Source organism: Mycobacterium sp. NPDC049093 (assembly GCF_040704635.1).
Taxonomy (GTDB): domain Bacteria; phylum Actinomycetota; class Actinomycetes; order Mycobacteriales; family Mycobacteriaceae; genus Mycobacterium.
Genome location: NZ_JBEZJS010000003.1, coordinates 864656 through 881810 on the forward strand (window position 1 = coordinate 864656; position 17155 = coordinate 881810).

Annotated in this window: 17 protein-coding genes and 1 pseudogene; 5 read left to right on the forward strand and 13 right to left on the reverse strand. The window is 67.7% G+C overall.

The window, feature by feature from the left end; genetic code table 11:
- Window positions 1–16 precede the first annotated feature (16 nt).
- Window positions 17–448 carry a MarR family winged helix-turn-helix transcriptional regulator gene (locus tag AB0876_RS14670; protein WP_526042272.1) on the forward strand — a complete coding sequence of 144 codons (432 nt, stop codon included), beginning with the start codon at window positions 17–19 and terminating at the stop codon, window positions 446–448.
- 56 nt (window positions 449–504) lie between these two features.
- Window positions 505–1626 (forward strand): glycerate kinase, encoded by a 1122-nt coding sequence (locus AB0876_RS14675; protein ID WP_526042273.1) that lies wholly within the window; start codon window positions 505–507, stop codon window positions 1624–1626.
- Between the two features lie 6 nt (window positions 1627–1632).
- On the opposite strand, the gene AB0876_RS14680 is transcribed toward AB0876_RS14675, so the two are convergent.
- From AB0876_RS14680 to rpsB, 7 genes are all read right to left on the reverse strand, one after another.
- Complete coding sequence (locus AB0876_RS14680; RefSeq protein ID WP_055112942.1) at window positions 1633–2088, reverse strand: DUF350 domain-containing protein; 456 nt, start codon at window positions 2086–2088, stop codon at window positions 1633–1635.
- A 16-nt stretch (window positions 2089–2104) separates the two neighbouring features.
- On the reverse strand, window positions 2105–3268 hold the full coding sequence (locus AB0876_RS14685) for a glutathionylspermidine synthase family protein (RefSeq protein ID WP_064959905.1): 1164 nt from the start codon (window positions 3266–3268) through the stop codon (window positions 2105–2107).
- Window positions 3269–3823 (reverse strand): hypothetical protein, encoded by a 555-nt coding sequence (locus AB0876_RS14690; RefSeq protein WP_491838677.1) that lies wholly within the window; start codon window positions 3821–3823, stop codon window positions 3269–3271.
- 136 nt (window positions 3824–3959) lie between these two features.
- Entirely contained in the window at window positions 3960–5411 is a 1452-nt protein-coding gene (locus AB0876_RS14695; protein WP_491838676.1) for an amidase, read from the reverse strand.
- A 58-nt stretch (window positions 5412–5469) separates the two neighbouring features.
- The gene (locus tag AB0876_RS14700) at window positions 5470–6324 is read right to left on the reverse strand and encodes an LLM class F420-dependent oxidoreductase (RefSeq protein WP_055112927.1); all 855 of its coding nucleotides are present in this window, start codon (window positions 6322–6324) and stop codon (window positions 5470–5472) included.
- A 221-nt stretch (window positions 6325–6545) separates the two neighbouring features.
- The gene (gene tsf, locus AB0876_RS14705; RefSeq protein WP_491838675.1) at window positions 6546–7373 is read right to left on the reverse strand and encodes a translation elongation factor Ts; all 828 of its coding nucleotides are present in this window, start codon (window positions 7371–7373) and stop codon (window positions 6546–6548) included.
- 18 nt (window positions 7374–7391) lie between these two features.
- Window positions 7392–8225 carry a 30S ribosomal protein S2 gene (rpsB, locus tag AB0876_RS14710; protein ID WP_055112923.1) on the reverse strand — a complete coding sequence of 278 codons (834 nt, stop codon included), beginning with the start codon at window positions 8223–8225 and terminating at the stop codon, window positions 7392–7394.
- A gap of 332 nt (window positions 8226–8557) precedes the next feature.
- Here rpsB and AB0876_RS14715 point away from each other — a divergent pair, with 332 nt between their 5' ends.
- From AB0876_RS14715 to AB0876_RS14725, 3 genes are all read left to right on the forward strand, one after another.
- The gene (locus AB0876_RS14715) at window positions 8558–9022 is read left to right on the forward strand and encodes a M23 family metallopeptidase (protein ID WP_491839326.1); all 465 of its coding nucleotides are present in this window, start codon (window positions 8558–8560) and stop codon (window positions 9020–9022) included.
- A 120-nt stretch (window positions 9023–9142) separates the two neighbouring features.
- Window positions 9143–9484: a hypothetical protein gene (locus AB0876_RS14720; protein ID WP_491838674.1), complete on the forward strand. Its 342-nt coding sequence runs from the start codon at window positions 9143–9145 to the stop codon at window positions 9482–9484.
- Window positions 9485–9533: 49 nt separating this feature from the next.
- On the forward strand, window positions 9534–10499 hold the full coding sequence (locus tag AB0876_RS14725; protein ID WP_491838673.1) for a TIGR03621 family F420-dependent LLM class oxidoreductase: 966 nt from the start codon (window positions 9534–9536) through the stop codon (window positions 10497–10499).
- Here the strand turns inward: AB0876_RS14725 and AB0876_RS14730 are convergent.
- The 6 genes and pseudogenes from AB0876_RS14730 to AB0876_RS14755 all read right to left on the reverse strand — a co-directional run bounded on the left by AB0876_RS14730 (window position 10496) and on the right by AB0876_RS14755 (window position 17154).
- Window positions 10496–11395, reverse strand: coding sequence for an alpha/beta fold hydrolase (locus tag AB0876_RS14730; protein WP_526042274.1), 900 nt, complete (start codon window positions 11393–11395; stop codon window positions 10496–10498). The two genes, AB0876_RS14725 and AB0876_RS14730, sit on opposite strands and share 4 nt — an antisense overlap.
- A gap of 10 nt (window positions 11396–11405) precedes the next feature.
- Window positions 11406–12305 (reverse strand): tyrosine recombinase XerC, encoded by a 900-nt coding sequence (locus AB0876_RS14735; protein ID WP_491838671.1) that lies wholly within the window; start codon window positions 12303–12305, stop codon window positions 11406–11408.
- Between the two features lie 83 nt (window positions 12306–12388).
- Window positions 12389–13549, reverse strand: coding sequence for a lactate 2-monooxygenase (locus AB0876_RS14740; RefSeq protein ID WP_526042275.1), 1161 nt, complete (start codon window positions 13547–13549; stop codon window positions 12389–12391).
- Between the two features lie 23 nt (window positions 13550–13572).
- On the reverse strand, window positions 13573–14436 hold the full coding sequence (locus tag AB0876_RS14745) for a siderophore-interacting protein (protein ID WP_526042276.1): 864 nt from the start codon (window positions 14434–14436) through the stop codon (window positions 13573–13575).
- An 81-nt stretch (window positions 14437–14517) separates the two neighbouring features.
- A pseudogene (gene dprA / locus AB0876_RS14750) lies at window positions 14518–15646 on the reverse strand (DNA-processing protein DprA).
- A complete protein-coding gene (locus tag AB0876_RS14755) occupies window positions 15643–17154 on the reverse strand; it encodes a YifB family Mg chelatase-like AAA ATPase (protein WP_491838667.1) in 1512 nt (503 codons plus the stop codon). Before AB0876_RS14755 ends, dprA begins: the two are co-directional and overlap by 4 nt.
- Window position 17155 lies beyond the last annotated feature (1 nt).

Consider the following 17155-nt stretch of genomic DNA (forward strand, 5'->3'; position numbering starts at 1 on the left):
TGTCAATATGCTTGATATGAACTCCGATAAGGGAGCCGCCCTGGAGGAGCAGCCACTCGGCTACTTGATGTATCGCGTGGTCGCGGTGCTGCAGCCACGGGTCTCCGCGCAACTGCAACCACTGGGCCTCAAACTGCCCGAGTTCGTCTGCCTGCGCATCCTGTCCATGGCCCCGGGCCAGTCCAACGCCGAGCTCGCGCGCCACACGAACGTGTCACCACAGGCGATGAACAACGTGCTGCGCGGACTCCAAGACCGAGGGGCGGTTCGCAGGCCGGCCACCGTCGACTCCGGACGCGCACTGCCCGCCGAGCTGACCAGCGAGGGTGCCCAATTGCTCGAACGCGCCGAAGCCGCCGTGTACGCCGCCGAGGAGGAGGTGCTCGATCGCCTCGACGCCGAGCAGCGACGCGAACTCAAGCGACTGTTGGCCCACGCCGTTCCCTGAACCGGCATGCCGTCCGGCGCGCCGTGTGGCGTCACAGTCGGTAATGTCGCCAGCCGATGAAGATCGTGCTGGCCCCGGACTCGTTCAAGGAGTCGATGACCGCGTCGCAAGCGGTCGCAGCGCTGCGCGAGGGCGTCCGGTCGGCACTGCCCGATGCCGAATGCATCGGGGTGCCGATGGCCGATGGCGGTGAAGGCACCGTCGACGCCGTCGTCGACGCGCTCGGCGGTGACCGCATCATCGAGACGGTGCAGGACCCGCTCGGCCGCCCGGTCGCGGCCACCTACGGCTACGTTGCCGAGCGTCACCTGGCCGTGATCGAAATGGCCGCCGCCTCCGGCCTCGAGCTGGTGGCACCGGAGGATCGAGATATCCTGCGCGCCAGCACCTTCGGAGTCGGACAGCTCATCACCTCAGCCCTGGAGCACGGCGCGACCGAGCTGCTGATCGGCATCGGCGGCTCGGCGACCAATGACGGCGGGGCCGGCATGCTCACCGCGCTCGGCGCCGCCTTCACCGACAGCGACGGAGCCGCCCTGCCACCCGGCGGCGCAGCACTGACCCGGCTGCACCACATTGACGTCGGCGGCCTGGATCCCCGGCTCGCCGAAGTGCACGTCCGGATCGCGTCCGACGTCACGGCACCGCTGCTCGGCACCGGCGGTGCCAGTGCGGTTTTCGGACCGCAGAAGGGAGCCACCCCCTCGGACGTCGCGACCCTCGAAGCGGCCCTGGCCCGCCTGGTCGAAGTGACCCAGACCGCGCTCGGACACGCCCGGCCTGATCGCCCGGGCGCCGGCGCTGCCGGGGGCCTGGGCTTCGGGCTGATGGAATTCCTTGCCGCCGAATGCGACCCGGGTGTCGAGGTGATCGCCGAGACCGTGGGGCTGGCGCAGGCACTGATCGGAGCGGACTGGGTGTTCACCGGGGAGGGCAGCGTGGACGCCCAGACCATGTTGGGCAAGACTCCGTTCGGAGTCGCCCGGGTGGCCGCGCACACCGGCACCCAGGTGGTGATCTTCGCCGGTCGGGTCTCCCCCGACGCCGACGTCCTGCTGGTCAACGGCGTCGAGAAACTGGTGGAGATCACCGCGCCGGGCACCCCGTTGGAGCAGGCGTTGCGTGACGGCCCGGCCGCGCTGACCCGTGCGGCCGCCGAAGTGTGCCGGACCCTGTAGCGCGAGCTACAGGATCGCCGCCGCGACGATCAGCCCGAACGCCAGGTAGGAAGCCGTCACGACCAGCACCTGGGGCGTGAACCGCTCGGAGGCCAGCACCATGCCGATGTCGATGCCTTTGATCGCACCGATGAGCCGGACGGAAAACGCCTGGGCCGCAATGCCCAAGAGCCCGAACACCAGCGTCATGATGAGGCCCTGGACGAGGTCGCCCGACGACGAGTAGATGGCCAGAACGATGATGAATGCCATCGACACCACGCCGGAGGCCGTCACAGCGGCAGCATTCGGACGGCCAGCTCGGACCAAGGTCCGCAATGGCCCGGGTGTGGTCCAGTCGATCACGTAGAAACCCAGGACCATCAGTGCCACACCGACAATCGTGTACAACACGATCGCCGAGACGCCGTGGCCGAGAACCGACCAGTAATCGGAGTCGAGCGCAACCAGGGTGGTTGTCATAGGTATTCCTTCCGGGTCACTGCGGGATGCGGTGTGGCACAAAGGCAGCGCCGTTGTCGGTGACGAGACCCGAGGTCTCGCGGATCCCGAGTCCGGCGGATTCGTCGCCGACGATCCACGCCCCCAACGCGGGGCGCATGTCGTCGAATTGCGGTAGCGGATCGAGCAACTGGTACACGTAGCCCTCTTCGCCGTAGACACCGCCGGTCTCGGTCTCGAAGCCTGCGCCGACGATGGTGATGTTGGCGCCCTCACGGCCCAGCTTCGGTTTGCGCACGTAGTCAGTGAGCTCGTGCGGGTCATCGACGTAGGCGGGCAACAGATTCGGATGCCCGGGATACATCTCCCACAGGACGGCCAGGATCGCCTTGTTGCTCAGCAGCGTCTTCCACAGCGGCTCCACCCACATGGTGGCCGGCAGCGATTCGACGGCCCGGCGGCCGAAATCGTCGTCGAGCATCCACTCCCACGGGTAGAGCTTGAAGATCGACGACATGGGAGCTTCCTCCAGGTCGACGAACCGGTCGAGGTCGCGGTCGAACCCGATGTCCTCGATGGCCAGGCCCACGGTGTGCAGGCCGGCTTCTGCTGCGCACTCCTGGAGGTAGGCCACAGTGACGTGATCCTCACCGGTGTGCTCGGCACCCGACCAGGTGAAGTAGGTCTCGGCGCCCGGGAGGCGGTCACGGACCTCAGCCCAGCGGGCAACCAGCTTCTCGTGCAACGAGTTCCACTGATCGTCGGCCGGGTAGACGTCGGTCTTCCAGTGCCACTGCAGGATCGCCGCCTCCAGCAGTGTGGTGGGCGTATCGGCGTTGTATTCCAGCAGAACCGGCGGCCGACGACCGTCGTAGCGAAGGTCGAACCTGCCGTACAGATGCGGGTCGCTGCGCCGCCACGACTTCTCGATGTGCTCCCAGCTCCATTCGGGAAGCCCGAAGTCGCGGTAGCGCCCGGTCAGCACGACGTGCTCGACGGCCTCCAGACACATCGAGTGCAGCACCTCGACGGAGGCTTCGATCGACAGCACCTCGTCCATGTCGAAGACGTAGTGCACCGACTCGTCCCAGTACGGGCGGTCGGCACCGGTCGCGTCGCGCGCCGGAGTGCCATAACACATGCCTTGGTCGGCGACGATCTGTTCCCAGCCTGGTCGCGGGGAACTGCGTTGGCGGTGCATTCAGCTCCCCGAACTCTTGCCGTAGCTCGACGACGAGCCGAAACCGCCGCGTGAGATCGACGTCCCCGACTTGGTCTTGGCCGTAGTGCCCTTGGGCTGTTCGATGGTCCCGCCCCGGGCGATGGTGCCGACGCCGCTGTTGTTGCCGCCGTAGTAGTACCGGTACGGCGAGCCGAGGTAGATGAAGGTGCCCCCGGAGCCGCTGTGGCCGCTGGAGCAATACGAATCGGGCACCACCTCGTTGGTGCCGTCCTTGACGCACGACGCCGCGATTTCCTCTTTGTGCAGCAGGTGGTAGCCCAGCGCGATGACTCCGACCACACCGACCACTGCCACCGAGCCCATCAGGATCTTCTTGCCGGTGGCAGCACGCTGTTCGCGTGTCGCCTCCTGCTGCCTGGCCCACTCCTCGGCGGCCTCGCGCTCCTTCTGCATCCTGTCCCGTTGGCGCGCTTCGGCCACGGTAGGAGGCCGCGGCGTGGCGGTAGCCGGGTCCTGCCAACGAATTGATCCCTCGCTGACCTGGTTCCACTGCTCGTCTGGCCCCGACGTCATTCACACCCCCGCATACTCTGACACCTGACGGTCATCATAAGAGCACATCGCCACCCATGAGCGCAGCACCTGAGCAAAACCCCGGCGCGCAGGCGGGAGCGCGCCTGGAATCTGGCTCAGGTTGGGTAAAAACGGTCTATTTCACCGCTTTTCGCGCCCGCTTCCGCGGAGCTGCGGGAACCGGATCCTGAATACGTGGCCAGGGCCTCGCCTCCTCCAGCTCGTAGGCCAACTCCAGCAGCAGCGCTTCGCGGCCACGGGTCGCCGACAGCATCATTCCCACCGGAAGGCCGGTTTTCGTCTGGGCCAGCGGCAACGAGATGGCCGGATCCCCGGTGGCGTTCTGCAGCGGTGTGAACGCCACCCAACCCAGCAGCCGGTCGATGATCTGCTCGTAGTCCGCCGTCGGATCGAGCCGGCCGATCTCCAGGGTGGGCTCGGCCAGGGTGGGCATGAGCACCGCGTCATAGCTGTTGGACAGCCGCTCGGTGATCCGCCGCGACCGGGCCAGGTGGGCGATCGCCGCCGGGACCCGATACAGGTTGCGCGACGCGTGTCGTTCCAGGCCCAACGTGAGATTGTCCAGCTTGCCGCGGTCGAAGCTCGGGCCGAAGGAACGCTTCCCACCGCGTACCAACGCATACGCCAGGAACGACCAGTACAGCAGGAAATCATCCTTGAACCGGGGCTGGACCGGATTGCCGATCACGGTGATCTGGTGGCCGAGCTCCTCGAGCAGCGCAGCGGTCTTGTGGGTCAGCTCGGTCATCTCCGGGCCGGCATCGTGCACGACGGACTGCGTGCACACCGCGATGCGCAGGCGCTGTTTGCCCGGGCGGCTGACATCGCCGATCGGCGGCAGTTTGGGGTTGCGGTAGACGCGTTCCATCTCCCGGTACAGCGCTGCGGTGTCACGCACCGACCGGGTGAGCACCCCGTCGGCCACGATCCGCAACGGCATCATCCGCATGTTCTTGTCCTGCGGCAGTCGGCCCCGGGTCGGCTTGAGGCCGACCAGACCATTGCAGGCGGCGGGGATGCGGATCGAGCCGCCCCCGTCATTGGCGTGCGCGATGGGTACGACGCCCGCCGCGACGAAGGCACCCGAACCCGACGACGACGCACCGGCCGTGTAGACGGGGTTCCACGGGTTGCGCACCGGGCCCAGCCGAGGATGCTCGCACGACGCGCTGAAACCGAACTCCGAGAGCCGGGTCTTGCCCAGCGGCACTAGACCGGTGGCGAGATACGCGCGGGCGAAGTCGCCGTTGGCCGGTTCGGGCCGAGGTTCCCAGGCATCCGTGCCGCTCATCGTCGGCATGCCCTCGACCGCGGAGTTGTCCTTGACGAAGGTCGGGACACCGTCGAAGTACCCGCCGTATTGACTGGGCGCGGCACCGCGGGCATGGGCCCGGTCGAAGGCTTCGAACGCCAGCCCGTTGAGGGTGGGATTGACCGCCTCGACGCGCGCCACCGCGGCTTCGATCAGGTCGGCCGCCGATACCCGGCCGGCTTGCAGTTCTTCCACCAGGCCGACGGCGTCGTGTTCACCGAGGGCGTCGTCGCCGAAGGCGAAGATTCGACTCATGACCAGACGGTACCAACTGGTACCGATCGGGCGGCGGCCTCTCGCCGCCCAACCGCCCTCACTGCGTGCGGGCCACGCTCTGCAGCACAGCAAGATGCTCGTCGACGGTCCGCAGACCGGCTCCCATGGTGTTCACCGTGACGTGCGTGGCCCCGGCGTCGGCCCACGCGGCGATGTCGGCGACCACCTTGTCCGGATCACCGGTCCAGGTCACCCGACCCTCCATGCCGATCCCGGCGGGATCTCGCCCGGCGGAGACGGCCGCACGCTCGACCCTGGCCCGAGCGTCATCGAGTTCCAGTCCGGGCGCGACCATCGGAAACCAGCCGTCGCCGAGCCGCCCGGCCCGCTCCAGCGCCCGCGCGGACGCAGCGCCGAACCACACCGGGATCGGACGCTGCACCGGCAGCGGCGCCAGGCCCGCACCGGTCACCCGGTGGTGGCGACCTTCGAAGGTCACCGACGATTCGGTCCACAGCCGACGCATCAGCTCGACCTGCTCCTCGGACCGCTTGCCACGGTTTCCGAAATCCTCGCCCAGCGCCTCGTACTCGACCGCATTCCAGCCCAGCCCGACGCCCAGGCGCATCCGCCCACCGCTGAGCAGGTCGACCTCGGCGGCCTGCTTGGCCACCAGAACGGCCTGGCGCTGCGGCAGGATGATCACCCCGGTGACCAATTCCAACGAGGTGACCGCGGCCAGATAGCCGAACATCACCATCGGCTCGTGAAAGGTGGTGTAGAGGTCATAGGGCCCCGACCAGTCCCGGTGAACAGCCGGATCGGCGCCGACCACATGGTCGTAGGCCAGGATGTGGGTGAAGCCCAGCTCTTCGACACGCTGGCCGTATGCGCGCACCGCTCCCGGATCTCCGCCGAGTTCCGTCTGCGGAAATACCACACCTACGCGCATGTCACCTCCAACACCACTCCCCAACCCATTCGTACCTGCCACACTCCCACATCGGCAAAGCCCGTTGCCCCGCCGTGAGCAACTACCCGGCACCGACCGGGTTACGAATGAACAAAACCCCGCGCTTTCCGGGATCGCCGGAATGAGCGCGGGGTTTTGCGGCGGGCGGCGACGGCCGAGCCGTCAATCGGGTGTGATGTGCCGCCCGAGTCTTCTGGGTGTTAGGCCTGACCGACCTCGAACCGCACGAAGCGGGTCACGGTGACACCGGCCTCGTCGAGCAGCGCCTTGACGGTCTTCTTGTTGTCGGACACCGACGGCTGGTCCAGCAGCACGACGTCCTTGTAGTAGCCCGTGACGCGACCTTCGATGATCTTGGGCAGCGCCTGCTCGGGCTTGCCCTCTTCCTTCGCGGTCTCCTCGGCGATGCGCCGCTCGTTGGCGACGATGTCGGCGGGGACGTCCTCACGGGTGAGGTACTTGGCCTTGAGTGCGGCGATCTGCAGGGCGACCGCGTGGGCGGCCTCCTTGCCCTTCTCCGCGTCGCCGGCGGTGTACTCGACCAGGACACCGACGGCCGGCGGCAGGTCCGCGGCACGCTTGTGCAGGTAGGTCTCGACCGTGCCGTCGAAGTAGGCGACCCGACGCAGTTCGAGCTTCTCGCCGATCTTGGCGGACAGGTCGGCGATGGCCTGTTCGACCGTGGTGTCGCCAACCTTGGCGGCCTTGAGGGCGTCCACGTCGGCGGCCTTCGCGGCGGCGGCGGCCGCCACGACCTGGTTTGCGAGCTCCTGGAATTCGGCGTTCTTGGCGACGAAGTCGGTCTCGGAGTTCAGCTCGATCAGCGCACCGTCCTTGGCCGCGACCAGACCCTCGGCGGTGGCGCGCTCAGCGCGCTTGCCGACGTCCTTGGCGCCCTTGATACGGAGCAACTCGACGGCCTTGTCGAAATCGCCGTCCGATTCGGCCAGCGCGTTCTTGCAGTCCATCATGCCGGAGCCGGTCAGCTCCCGAAGGCGCTTGACGTCGGCGGCGGTGTAGTTAGCCATTTAAGACTTCTCCTGGAATTACGAAGCGTCAGTGGATGTTTCGGGTGCAGCAGCGGCTTCGCCTTCGGCGGTACCAGCGGTCGCACCGGCGAGCAGCTCCTGCTCCCACTCGGCGAGCGGCTCAGCGGCACCCTCGGTGTCCTGCTTCTCACCGGCACCCTGGCCGGCGCGGGCCTGCAGGCCCTCGGCAACCGCGGAGGCGACGACCTTGGTCAGCAGGGCGGCCGAACGGATGGCGTCGTCGTTGCCCGGGATCGGGTAGTTGACCTGATCGGGGTCGCAGTTGGTGTCCAGGATCGCGATGACCGGGATGCCGAGCTTGATGGCCTCGTTGACCGCCAGGTGCTCCTTGTTGGTGTCGACGACCCAGATCGCCGAGGGCACCTTCTGCATGTCCCGGATACCGCCGAGGCTGCGCTCAAGCTTGTTCTTCTCACGCGTGAGCATGAGGATTTCCTTCTTGGTGCGACCCTCGAAGCCACCGGTCTGCTCCATGGCCTCGAGTTCCTTGAGGCGCTGCAGGCGCTTGTGCACCGTGGAGAAGTTGGTGAGCATGCCGCCCAGCCAGCGCTGGTTCACGTAGGGCATGCCGACGCGGGTGGCCTCTTCGGCGATGGACTCCTGCGCCTGCTTCTTGGTGCCGACGAACAGGATGGAGCCGCCGTGGGCCACCGTCTCCTTGACGAACTCGTAGGCCTTGTCGATGTAGGTCAGCGTCTGCTGCAGATCGATGATGTAGATGCCATTGCGGTCGGTGAAGATGAACCGCTTCATCTTGGGGTTCCAGCGTCGGGTCTGATGCCCGAAGTGAGCGCCGCTGTCCAGCAGCTGCTTCATGGTCACAACAGCCATGAGCTCATTCCTTTATGTGTCGGTTGACGCCCGGCGTCGGGTGATGCCAGGCCCTGGTGCCTGCCGGACGCCGAACCCGATCCGGGAAATCCCAGGTCAGGACCGTCGGCATCCGTGTACGACCCCATCGAGGCGATCGATATGCGCAGACACGCGAAGTCAGCCCGCAAGCGAGCTGCGGGTAGAAGTTTACACGCTGGGCAGGGGTGCTTTTACCACGCGGCAAACCCATGCCCGTCCATCCACAGCCCCCGACTTCGGGGCTTCCGGACCGCCCGGTTTGACGCTGAACTGGAGTGGTGAGGTTTGCCGCCACAGCGCTGCTGCTGAGTATGACGTGGATCTGGCCGACAGCGGCCCACGCCGAGGGCTCCCGACTGCAGTGGCCGGTGTCCCCGCGACCGGCCGTGACCAGGGGTTTCGATGCCCCCTCCCCCAATTGGAACCGCGGCCACCGCGGCGTCGACCTCGCTGCCCCACCGGAGCAGCCGATCTATGCCGCAGCTCCGGGAACTGTGGTGTTCGCCGGTGTGCTGGCCGGGCGGCCCGTGGTCTCGCTCGCGCATCCGGGTGGACTGCGCACCAGCTACGAGCCGGTGCAGGCCGCGGTGCGGCCCGGGCAGAGCGTTGGGGCCGGACAACTGCTCGGCACGCTGCTGGCGGGCCACCCCGGTTGTCCGGTGGCGGCTTGCCTGCACTGGGGAGCGATGTGGGGCCCGGCCTCGAACGCCGACTACGTCAACCCTCTCGGGCTGCTCGCCGAGACCCCGATCCGGCTCAAGCCGGTGGGTGGGTAAGCGGGCTGAATCCCTGGTTGTGGCCAACGATCCCGCGGCGTCGGTGTCTGCAATTTGGTGCGGATGATGCCCTGACGTGGCCGCTAGCCTCATTCCTGGTCACCGACGCGAAGGGCACACATGAGTAGGGCGCGATGGATCCTTATGTCGATATTCACCGTGGCGCTATTCGCTGTCGGCCTGGCACTGGCGATTCCCGGGCTGGAGCTGGCCTTCCGCACCGATGTCACCTGCGGCGACTGGGTAATGCGCCCTGGGGATCAGTGCCGCAACATCGTTCGAAGCTCGTCATTTCTCTATGACTACGACCAGCAGCGATCTCGAAACCGGGATGAAGGCTCCACTCTGGCCACTTTCGGTGGGCTCCTGTTGTTCGGGGGCGTCCTGTCCGTGTTCGGTTTGGTTACTTCGTACCTGTACTTCAAGCGCGAAGCCGCGGACAGCACGACGATCACCGACTAGAAATTTCGCGCATGCGCACACGTCAGTGAGTTCGGCCTAGGGTCGGAATATGACCGTCGCGTCGCATTTCCACCGCACCCGGCCGATGCGCTTCGGTCTGCACACCGCACTCCCCCGCGGTGCCGATTTCGCCGAGTTCGCGCGCACCGTCGAACAATCCGGGTTCGACGTCATGACCATCCCCGACCATCTGGCACCGACCGTGTCGCCGTTCGCCGGAGCCGCCACTGCCTGCGCGGTCACGTCGAATCTGCGCACCGGAACACTGGTACTCAACAACGATCTGCGTCATCCGGTCGATACCGCACGGGAAACCGTAAGCGTGGCAGCCCTGTCGGGTGGACGATTCGAGCTGGGGCTGGGCGCCGGCCACATGAAGGCCGAATATGACGCGGCCGGACTGAAATTCGACGCCGGCGCCACCAGGGTGGACCGACTGATCGAATCGGTCAATGTGATCCGCCCGCTCCTGGCCGGTGAACCGGTTGACGTGGACGGCGCGCATTACTGCGTACGGGCGGACGCCGGCGCACTTGTCGCCCCGGCGGGTGTCGACGTGCCGCTGCTCATCGGCGGCAACGGCACGCGCGTGTTGCAACTCGCCGGCCGGGCCGCCGATATCGCCGGGCTGGCGGGTTTCAGTCACAACCACGACGCCACGGAGGTCCGGCTGACCCACTTCGACGCGAAGGGCCTGCTGGACCGGATCGCGGTTGTGCGCGCTGCCGCCGGCGACCGGTTCGAAGCCATCGAGCTCAACGGGTTGCTGCAGTTCGTGGTCCACACCGACGACCCCGCGGCCGCGGCAGCCGAGGTGGCCGGGCCATTGGGCACCTCGGCGGAGTTGCTGCTGGAATCGCCGTTTGCGTTGTTCGGCAGCTACGAGCAGATGGCCGAGTCTCTGGCCGAGCGGCAGCGCCGGTTCGGGATCAGCTACTGGACGGCGTTCGACGCCTGGACGGACCGCGAGTCGGCACTTCCGCACCTGGCCGAAGTCATCAAGCTGCTGCGCTAACGGCCGACGAGGCCGCCGAGAAACCCGGCCATCGCCTCGAGCACCGCGTCCGGACGGTCGCGCTGCACCCAATGTCCGGCTCCTGCAATGATTTTGAGCTCCGCGTCAGGGATCAGCTGCGCGGCCGCCCGGGCCCGCGCAACCGGCACGCCCGGATCACGGTCACCGTGGACGATCAGCGCCGGCCGGCGAAACGACGACAACCGTCCGCTGTAGTCCGTGCGCAGCCGGTTCCACCGGACCTGATCGCGCTGCCACTGCTCGAACGCCGAGAATCCCTCCGGTTGGCCCGCGGCGGCCATGACCTCGTCCATCAACGCGTCGGTGACCTGCACGGGGTCGGTGATCAAGGCCTGCATGCTGCGCGCCATCGCTCGGCGGTTGGTGCCCACCCACCGGGTCACCGCGCCGAGCAGACCGGTACGCAACGTCACCCAGGTGACCAGTTGCCGCACCCCCGACATCGGCCCGTCCGAGAGGCGTGGCATCAGGCCGTAACTGCCCAGCAGCATCGCACCCGTCACCCGTTGCGGCCGGTCCAGGACATGGCCGATGGTCATGCCCCCACCGAGTGACAGCCCGCCGATCGCATAGCGCTGCAGGTCGAGTCCGTCGACGAACTCCCCCACATAGCCGACCAACCGGTCCTGTGTCACGGGCAACCGCGCCGGCGGACTGCAGCCATAGCCGGGATGGTCCGGCGCAATCACGCGGTAGCCCGCCTGCGCCAACCGCGGGCCGATACCGCCCCAGGACAACGACGCGCTGTCCACGCCTCCGCCGTGCAGCAACACGACAGTCGGCGCCGCGTGGTCGGTGGCCCAGCTGAGATAGGACACCGGCCCGCAGGGCAGATCGACGGTGGTTCGGGTCGGATCGACAGTCAACTCCGGCACGATCTCCTCTTCAGGCTCGTGGGTGCGCCTGGTCGTGCACCGCGCGCAACCGTTCCACTGTGACGTGGGTGTAGAGCTGGGTGGTGGCCAGCGAGCTGTGACCCAGCAACTCCTGTACGACGCGCAGGTCGGCACCGCCTTCCAGCAGGTGGGTGGCCGCGCTGTGGCGTAGTCCGTGGGGGCCGATGTCGGGGGCGCCGTCGACGGCAGAGACGGTCTGGTGCACCACGGTTCGGGCCTGACGGGGGTCGAGGCGCTTGCCGCGGGCCCCAAGCAGGAGCGCGGGGCCGGAATCGGCAGTGGCCAGCGCAGGCCGCCCGTCGGTGAGCCAGGCGGTCAACGCGACCAGGGCCGGTTCACCGAACGGGACCGTGCGCTGCTTGTTGCCCTTACCCAAGACCCGCAGCACCCGGCGCGGGGTGTCGATGTCATCGATGTCCAGACCGCACAGTTCGCTGACCCGAATACCGGTGGCGTACAGCAGCTCGACGATCAACCTGTCCCGCAATGCCAGCGGGTCACCTTCCTGCACAGCTGAATTCATCGCTTCCATGGCGTCCACTGCCTGGTCGCGGCGCAGCACCGCAGGCAGGGTGCGGTGGGCCTTGGGCACCTGCAACCGCGCGGCGGGGTCGTTCGGCAATAGTCCCCGCCGTGTCGCCCAGGTCGAGAAGGTCTTGACCGAGGAGGTTCGGCGCGCCAACGTGGTCCGCGCAGTTCCGGCTGCAGCCTGGGCGGCCAACCAGGACCGCAACCTCGGCAGGGTGAGAGTCTCCACTCCGCCGCCGGTGAAATCGAACAGCGCAGTCAGGTCACCCCGGTACGCGCGTCGGGTGTGCGCAGACCGGCCACGTTCCAGCTCGAGATACTGGTCGAACTCGTCCAGTATCGCGTCGGTCCCGGTGCTCACCCCACCACCGTGTCAGACCGTTCCAACCGTCGCAGCCAACCGCCTGCGCGTGTCGCGGCGTTCAGTTGGTTGCTGCGAGCGGGTCAGTCCACCCGGCGCAGGGCGTCCGGCGTGAGATCGCCCAGCGTCGGATAACCGTCGACCCCCATGATCAGGTCGGCCTCGGCGAGCAGCGACCGCAGCACGTGCACGATGCCGTCGGCCCCGCCCAAGGCCAGCCCGTAGGCGTACGGACGGCCCACACCGACCGCGGTGGCACCCAGCGCGAGAGCCTTGACGATGTCGGCGCCGTTGCGGATTCCCGAGTCGAACAGCACCGGCAGGCCGTCAGCGGCCTCGACCACACCGGGCAGGCAGTCGATCGCCGGCAGGCCACCATTGGCTTGGCGCCCACCATGATTCGAGCAGTAGATACCGTCGACACCGCCGTCCTTGGCCCGCCGGACGTCGTCGGGGTGACAGATGCCCTTCAGGATCAGCGGCAGCGTGGTCAGCGACCGCAGCCACGGCAGGTCGTCCCAGGTCAGCGGATTGCCGAACAGGCTCACCCAGCGAAGTACCGTCGCTTGGGGGTTCTCCTCGGGCGGCTGCTGCAGGCCGGCGCGGAACACCGGGTCACTGGTGTAGTTGGCCAGGCACTTGCCGCGTAACTGCGGGAAGTTCGAGGTGGACAGGTCGCGCGGGCGCCAGCCCGGCACCCAGGTGTCAAGCGTGACGACGATGCCCTTGTACCCGGCCTTCTCGGCGCGCTGCACCAGACTGGCGGCCAGGTCCTTGTCGGTCGGTGTGTACAGCTGGAAAAAGCCTGGGGTGTCGCCGAATTCGGCGGCGACGTCTTCGATCGGGTCCTCGGTGAGGGTGGACACCACCATCGGCACCCCGGTCCGCGCGGCGGCACGCGCGCCGGCCAGGTCACCGTGCCCGTCCTGCCCGCAGATGCCCAGCACCCCGATCGGTGCCATGAACAACGGGGACGGCAGTTTCAGCCCGAACAGGTCCACCGACAGGTCACGTTCTCGGTGGGCGTTCAACATGCGCGGCATCAGCCCCCAGCGATCGAAGGCGGTGCGGTTGACCTGCTGGGTGCGCTCGTCACCGGCACCACCGGCCACGTAGGACCAGATCGAGGCCGGCATGGCCGCCTGGGCCTTGGCCTCAAGGCCCGCGTAGTCCATCGGCATGGTCGGCAGTACGCCGGACAGCCCCTGCAGGTAGATCTCGAGTTGGTAATCGCCGAATGCCATGACGGCTACCTTGCCATCTGGCGTCAGCCCGCGGTGGCGGCCTCCGCTTTTGCCAGCTCAGCCTTCCACTGCCGGAACGTCTCCTCGGTGCGTCCGCGACGCCAGTACCCCGAGATCGAGGCGGCCCACTTCGCCGGGACGCCGCGCTCCTTGCGGATGTAGGGGCGCAGGTTGTGCATGACGGCCTGGGCCTCGCCATGGATGAACACCTGAACCTGCCCCGGCAGCCAGGCCGCCTCTTTGACCGCGGCAACCAGCGGTGCGTTGTCCCCCGCGTGGTCGTCGCCGACCAGGTCGGCGCGCCCACCCCGATGGATCCAGGTGACCTCGACGCCGCCGGGAGCGGTGAGATCGATTTCGTCTCCTGGGCCGGCGACCTCGATGAAGACCTTGCCGATTGCGTTGTCGGGCAAGGCTTCCAGTGCTGTGCTGATGGCGGGAAGCGCGGCTTCGTCACCGGCCAGCAGATGCCAATCAGCGGCTGGGTCCGGGGCATAGGCTCCGCTGGGCCCCATCAGGTACGCGGGCTGACCGGGTTGGACCGCCGCGGCCCACGGTGCGGCTACGCCCTGCTCACCGTGCACGACGAAGTCGATGGTGATCTCACCACGCTCGGTGTCGATGTTGCGCACGGTGTAGGTGCGCACCGTCGGTCGCTGTTCGGCGGGCAATTCCTGAAAGCTGTCCAGCGTCAAGGGTTTCGGCAGCTCCGCTACATCGACACTTTCGGGAACGATGGCGATCTTGACGTAGGCATCGCTGAACTCGTTGGGCGAGAACGTGTCGAAGCCGTTGGCGCCATTGCCGCCCAGTACCAGCCTGACCATGTGGTCGGTCAGTTGCTCGCGGCGCACCACTTCAAACGTGTGCACGGGACGTCCTGCCATACCGCCTCCAAAACTCGCTCGGCCGATCTCTTTATTAGCCGACCTCATCGACTATACGGAGACAGTCCACGTGCATGGGGTCTACCGGCGCCGGCGCAACCGCCAGCACCCGTCCTCGCTGACGACCATCCCCGCGAGCTCCAGCGTCGTCAACGGCCCCAATATCTGATGCGGTGGAAGGGCGGCGAGCATCGCGATCTCGTCCACGGTGTGGGCGCCGCGCGACGGCAGCGCGTCGTAGACCTGTTTCTCAACCGGCGAGAGCTTGTCGAGCGGCGCCACCGGATGCGGTTCCTCCGACGCGAGTTCGCCTATGCGGCCGACGAGTTCGACGATCTCCTCGGCGCGGCCGACCAGGGTGGCACCGCCTCGGAGCAGCGCATGGCAGCCCGCCGATGCCGCCGAGGTCACCGGCCCTGGCACCGCGCACACCGACCGGCCCAGCAACTTGGCCCACCCGGCAGTATTGGCCGCACCGCTGCGCAACCCGGCCTCGACGACCACCGTCGCACCCGAGAGGGCCGCCACCAATCGGTTCCGGGTGAGGAATCGCAGCCTGCCCGGCGCAACCCCCGGCGGATACTCGCTGACCAACAGGCATTCCTGACGGATCCGGTGGAACAGTGCGCTGTGCCCGGCCGGGTACGGATTGTCGATACCGCCGGCCACGATCGCGACGGTCATGCCCTCACAGGCCAGGGCGGCGCGGTGCGCTGCTCCGTCGATGCCATAGGCACCGCCGGACACCACCGTCACCTCGCGCTCAACCAACCCGGCAGCCAAGTCAGCGGTCACGTGCTCGCCGTACGCCGTGGCCGCGCGGGTACCGACGATCGCCGCGGCGCGCTCAGTCACCTCATCGAGCCGCACCGGCCCGCACGCCCACAACACCAACGGCGGATACGCATTGGAACGCTTGGGATCCTTTTTCACGCCCAATGCTTGGAATCGCAGCAGCGGCCACTCGTCGTCACCGGGGGGTGATCAACCGCCCACCCATGCGGTCGAGGGCCTCGAGGTCTCTGACTGCACAATCGAATTCCCGACGGGCCTCGACCCGGCTCAACAACTCCGGCGCGACGTCACCGGATTTGACCCGATCAGCCGCCTCGACCGGGCCCACCTGCGCGACGAAAGCCGCCAGTTCCGCGCACGGCGGCTCGGCGACCCGTGACAGATAGGCCCAGGCACGCCGGACTTCGTCGGTCATGACACGCCCCCGGCCCGACGGAAGCCCAACGCCGTGGCCACGTCCTCACGGGCCGGCATCGTCCGGCCGGCGAGATCGGCCAACGTCCAGGCGACCCTCAAACTCCTGTCGGCTCCGCGCATGCTGATCACCCCGAGGTCGAGTGCGGACCGCAACGGCTCCATGGCGGCTCTGGGCAATCGGAATTCGCGCCGCAGCAGCGAACCGCCGACCTCGGCATTGGTGCCGATCCCGTACGGTTTCCACCGTTCCTGGGCGGCAAGGCGGGCGGCCGCAACACGGGCTCGCACCACGTCACTCGACTCGCCGGCCTGCGGAGTGAACGCCCCGACGCTGACGGGATGCAGCTCCACCTGCAAGTCGACGCGGTCTACCAGTGGCCCGGACAGCTTGCCGCGATACCGCAGCCTGGCCTGGGCCGAACAGACACAGTCCTGCGATTTGGGCGGTGCGCACGGGCACGGGTTGGCCGCCAGAACCAGTTGGAAGCGGGCCGGATAACACGCCACCCCGTCCCGGCGGGCGAGCCGGATCTCACCGTCTTCCAGTGGGGTTCGCAGGGCTTCGAGGGCACTTGAGCCCATCTCGGGGAACTCGTCGAGAAACAACACACCGCGGTGTGCCCGGCTGACCGCGCCGGGGCGAGCGAATCCGCTTCCGCCTCCGACGAGAGCCGCCACGGTCGAGGTGTGGTGGGGAGCCACGAACGGCGGTCGGGTGATCAGCGGTGTGTCGCCTGCCAGCAACCCGGCCACGGAGTGGATCGCGGTCACTTCCAGCGATTCCCCCGGAGACAACGGCGGCAACAAGCCCGGAAGACGCTGCGCCAACATCGTTTTGCCGATACCGGGTGGGCCGGTGAGCATCAGATGATGCGCACCCGCGGCCGCAACCTCCAGGGCGTAGCGCGCCTGGGTCTGACCGACCACATCGGCAAGATCGGATGTGGGCCCGGGAGCGCACCCCGGCGCAGCCACCCGCGCCACCAGATCCGCTTTGCCGTTCAGCCAGGCCTGCAGCTGGCGCAACGTGCGCACACCGCACACCTCGATCCCGTCGACCAGACTCGCCTCCGCCAGGTTGTCGACGGGCACCACCACCAAGGGCCAGCCCTCCTGCTTGGCCGCCAACACCGCCGGCAGGACGCCATGGACCGGACGGATGCGGCCGTCAAGGGCGAGTTCACCGAGCAGCACCGACTTCTCCAGCCGGGCCCACGCCGTCTTGGTGTGCGCCGAGAGCACCGCAGCCGCCAGCGCCACGTCATAGACCGAACCGACCTTGCGCAACGTCGCCGGGGACAACGCCAACGTCAGACGCGACATCGGCCATTCGTTGCCGCAGTTGGTGATCGCCGCGCGCACCCGATCCCGCGACTCCTGCAGGGCGGTGTCGGGCAAGCCCACCAGATGCACGCCCGGCAGCCCCGAGGTGATGTCTGCCTCGATCTCCACGATGACGCCGTCGACCGCACGCACGGCCACCGAATATGCTCTGCCCAAACCCATT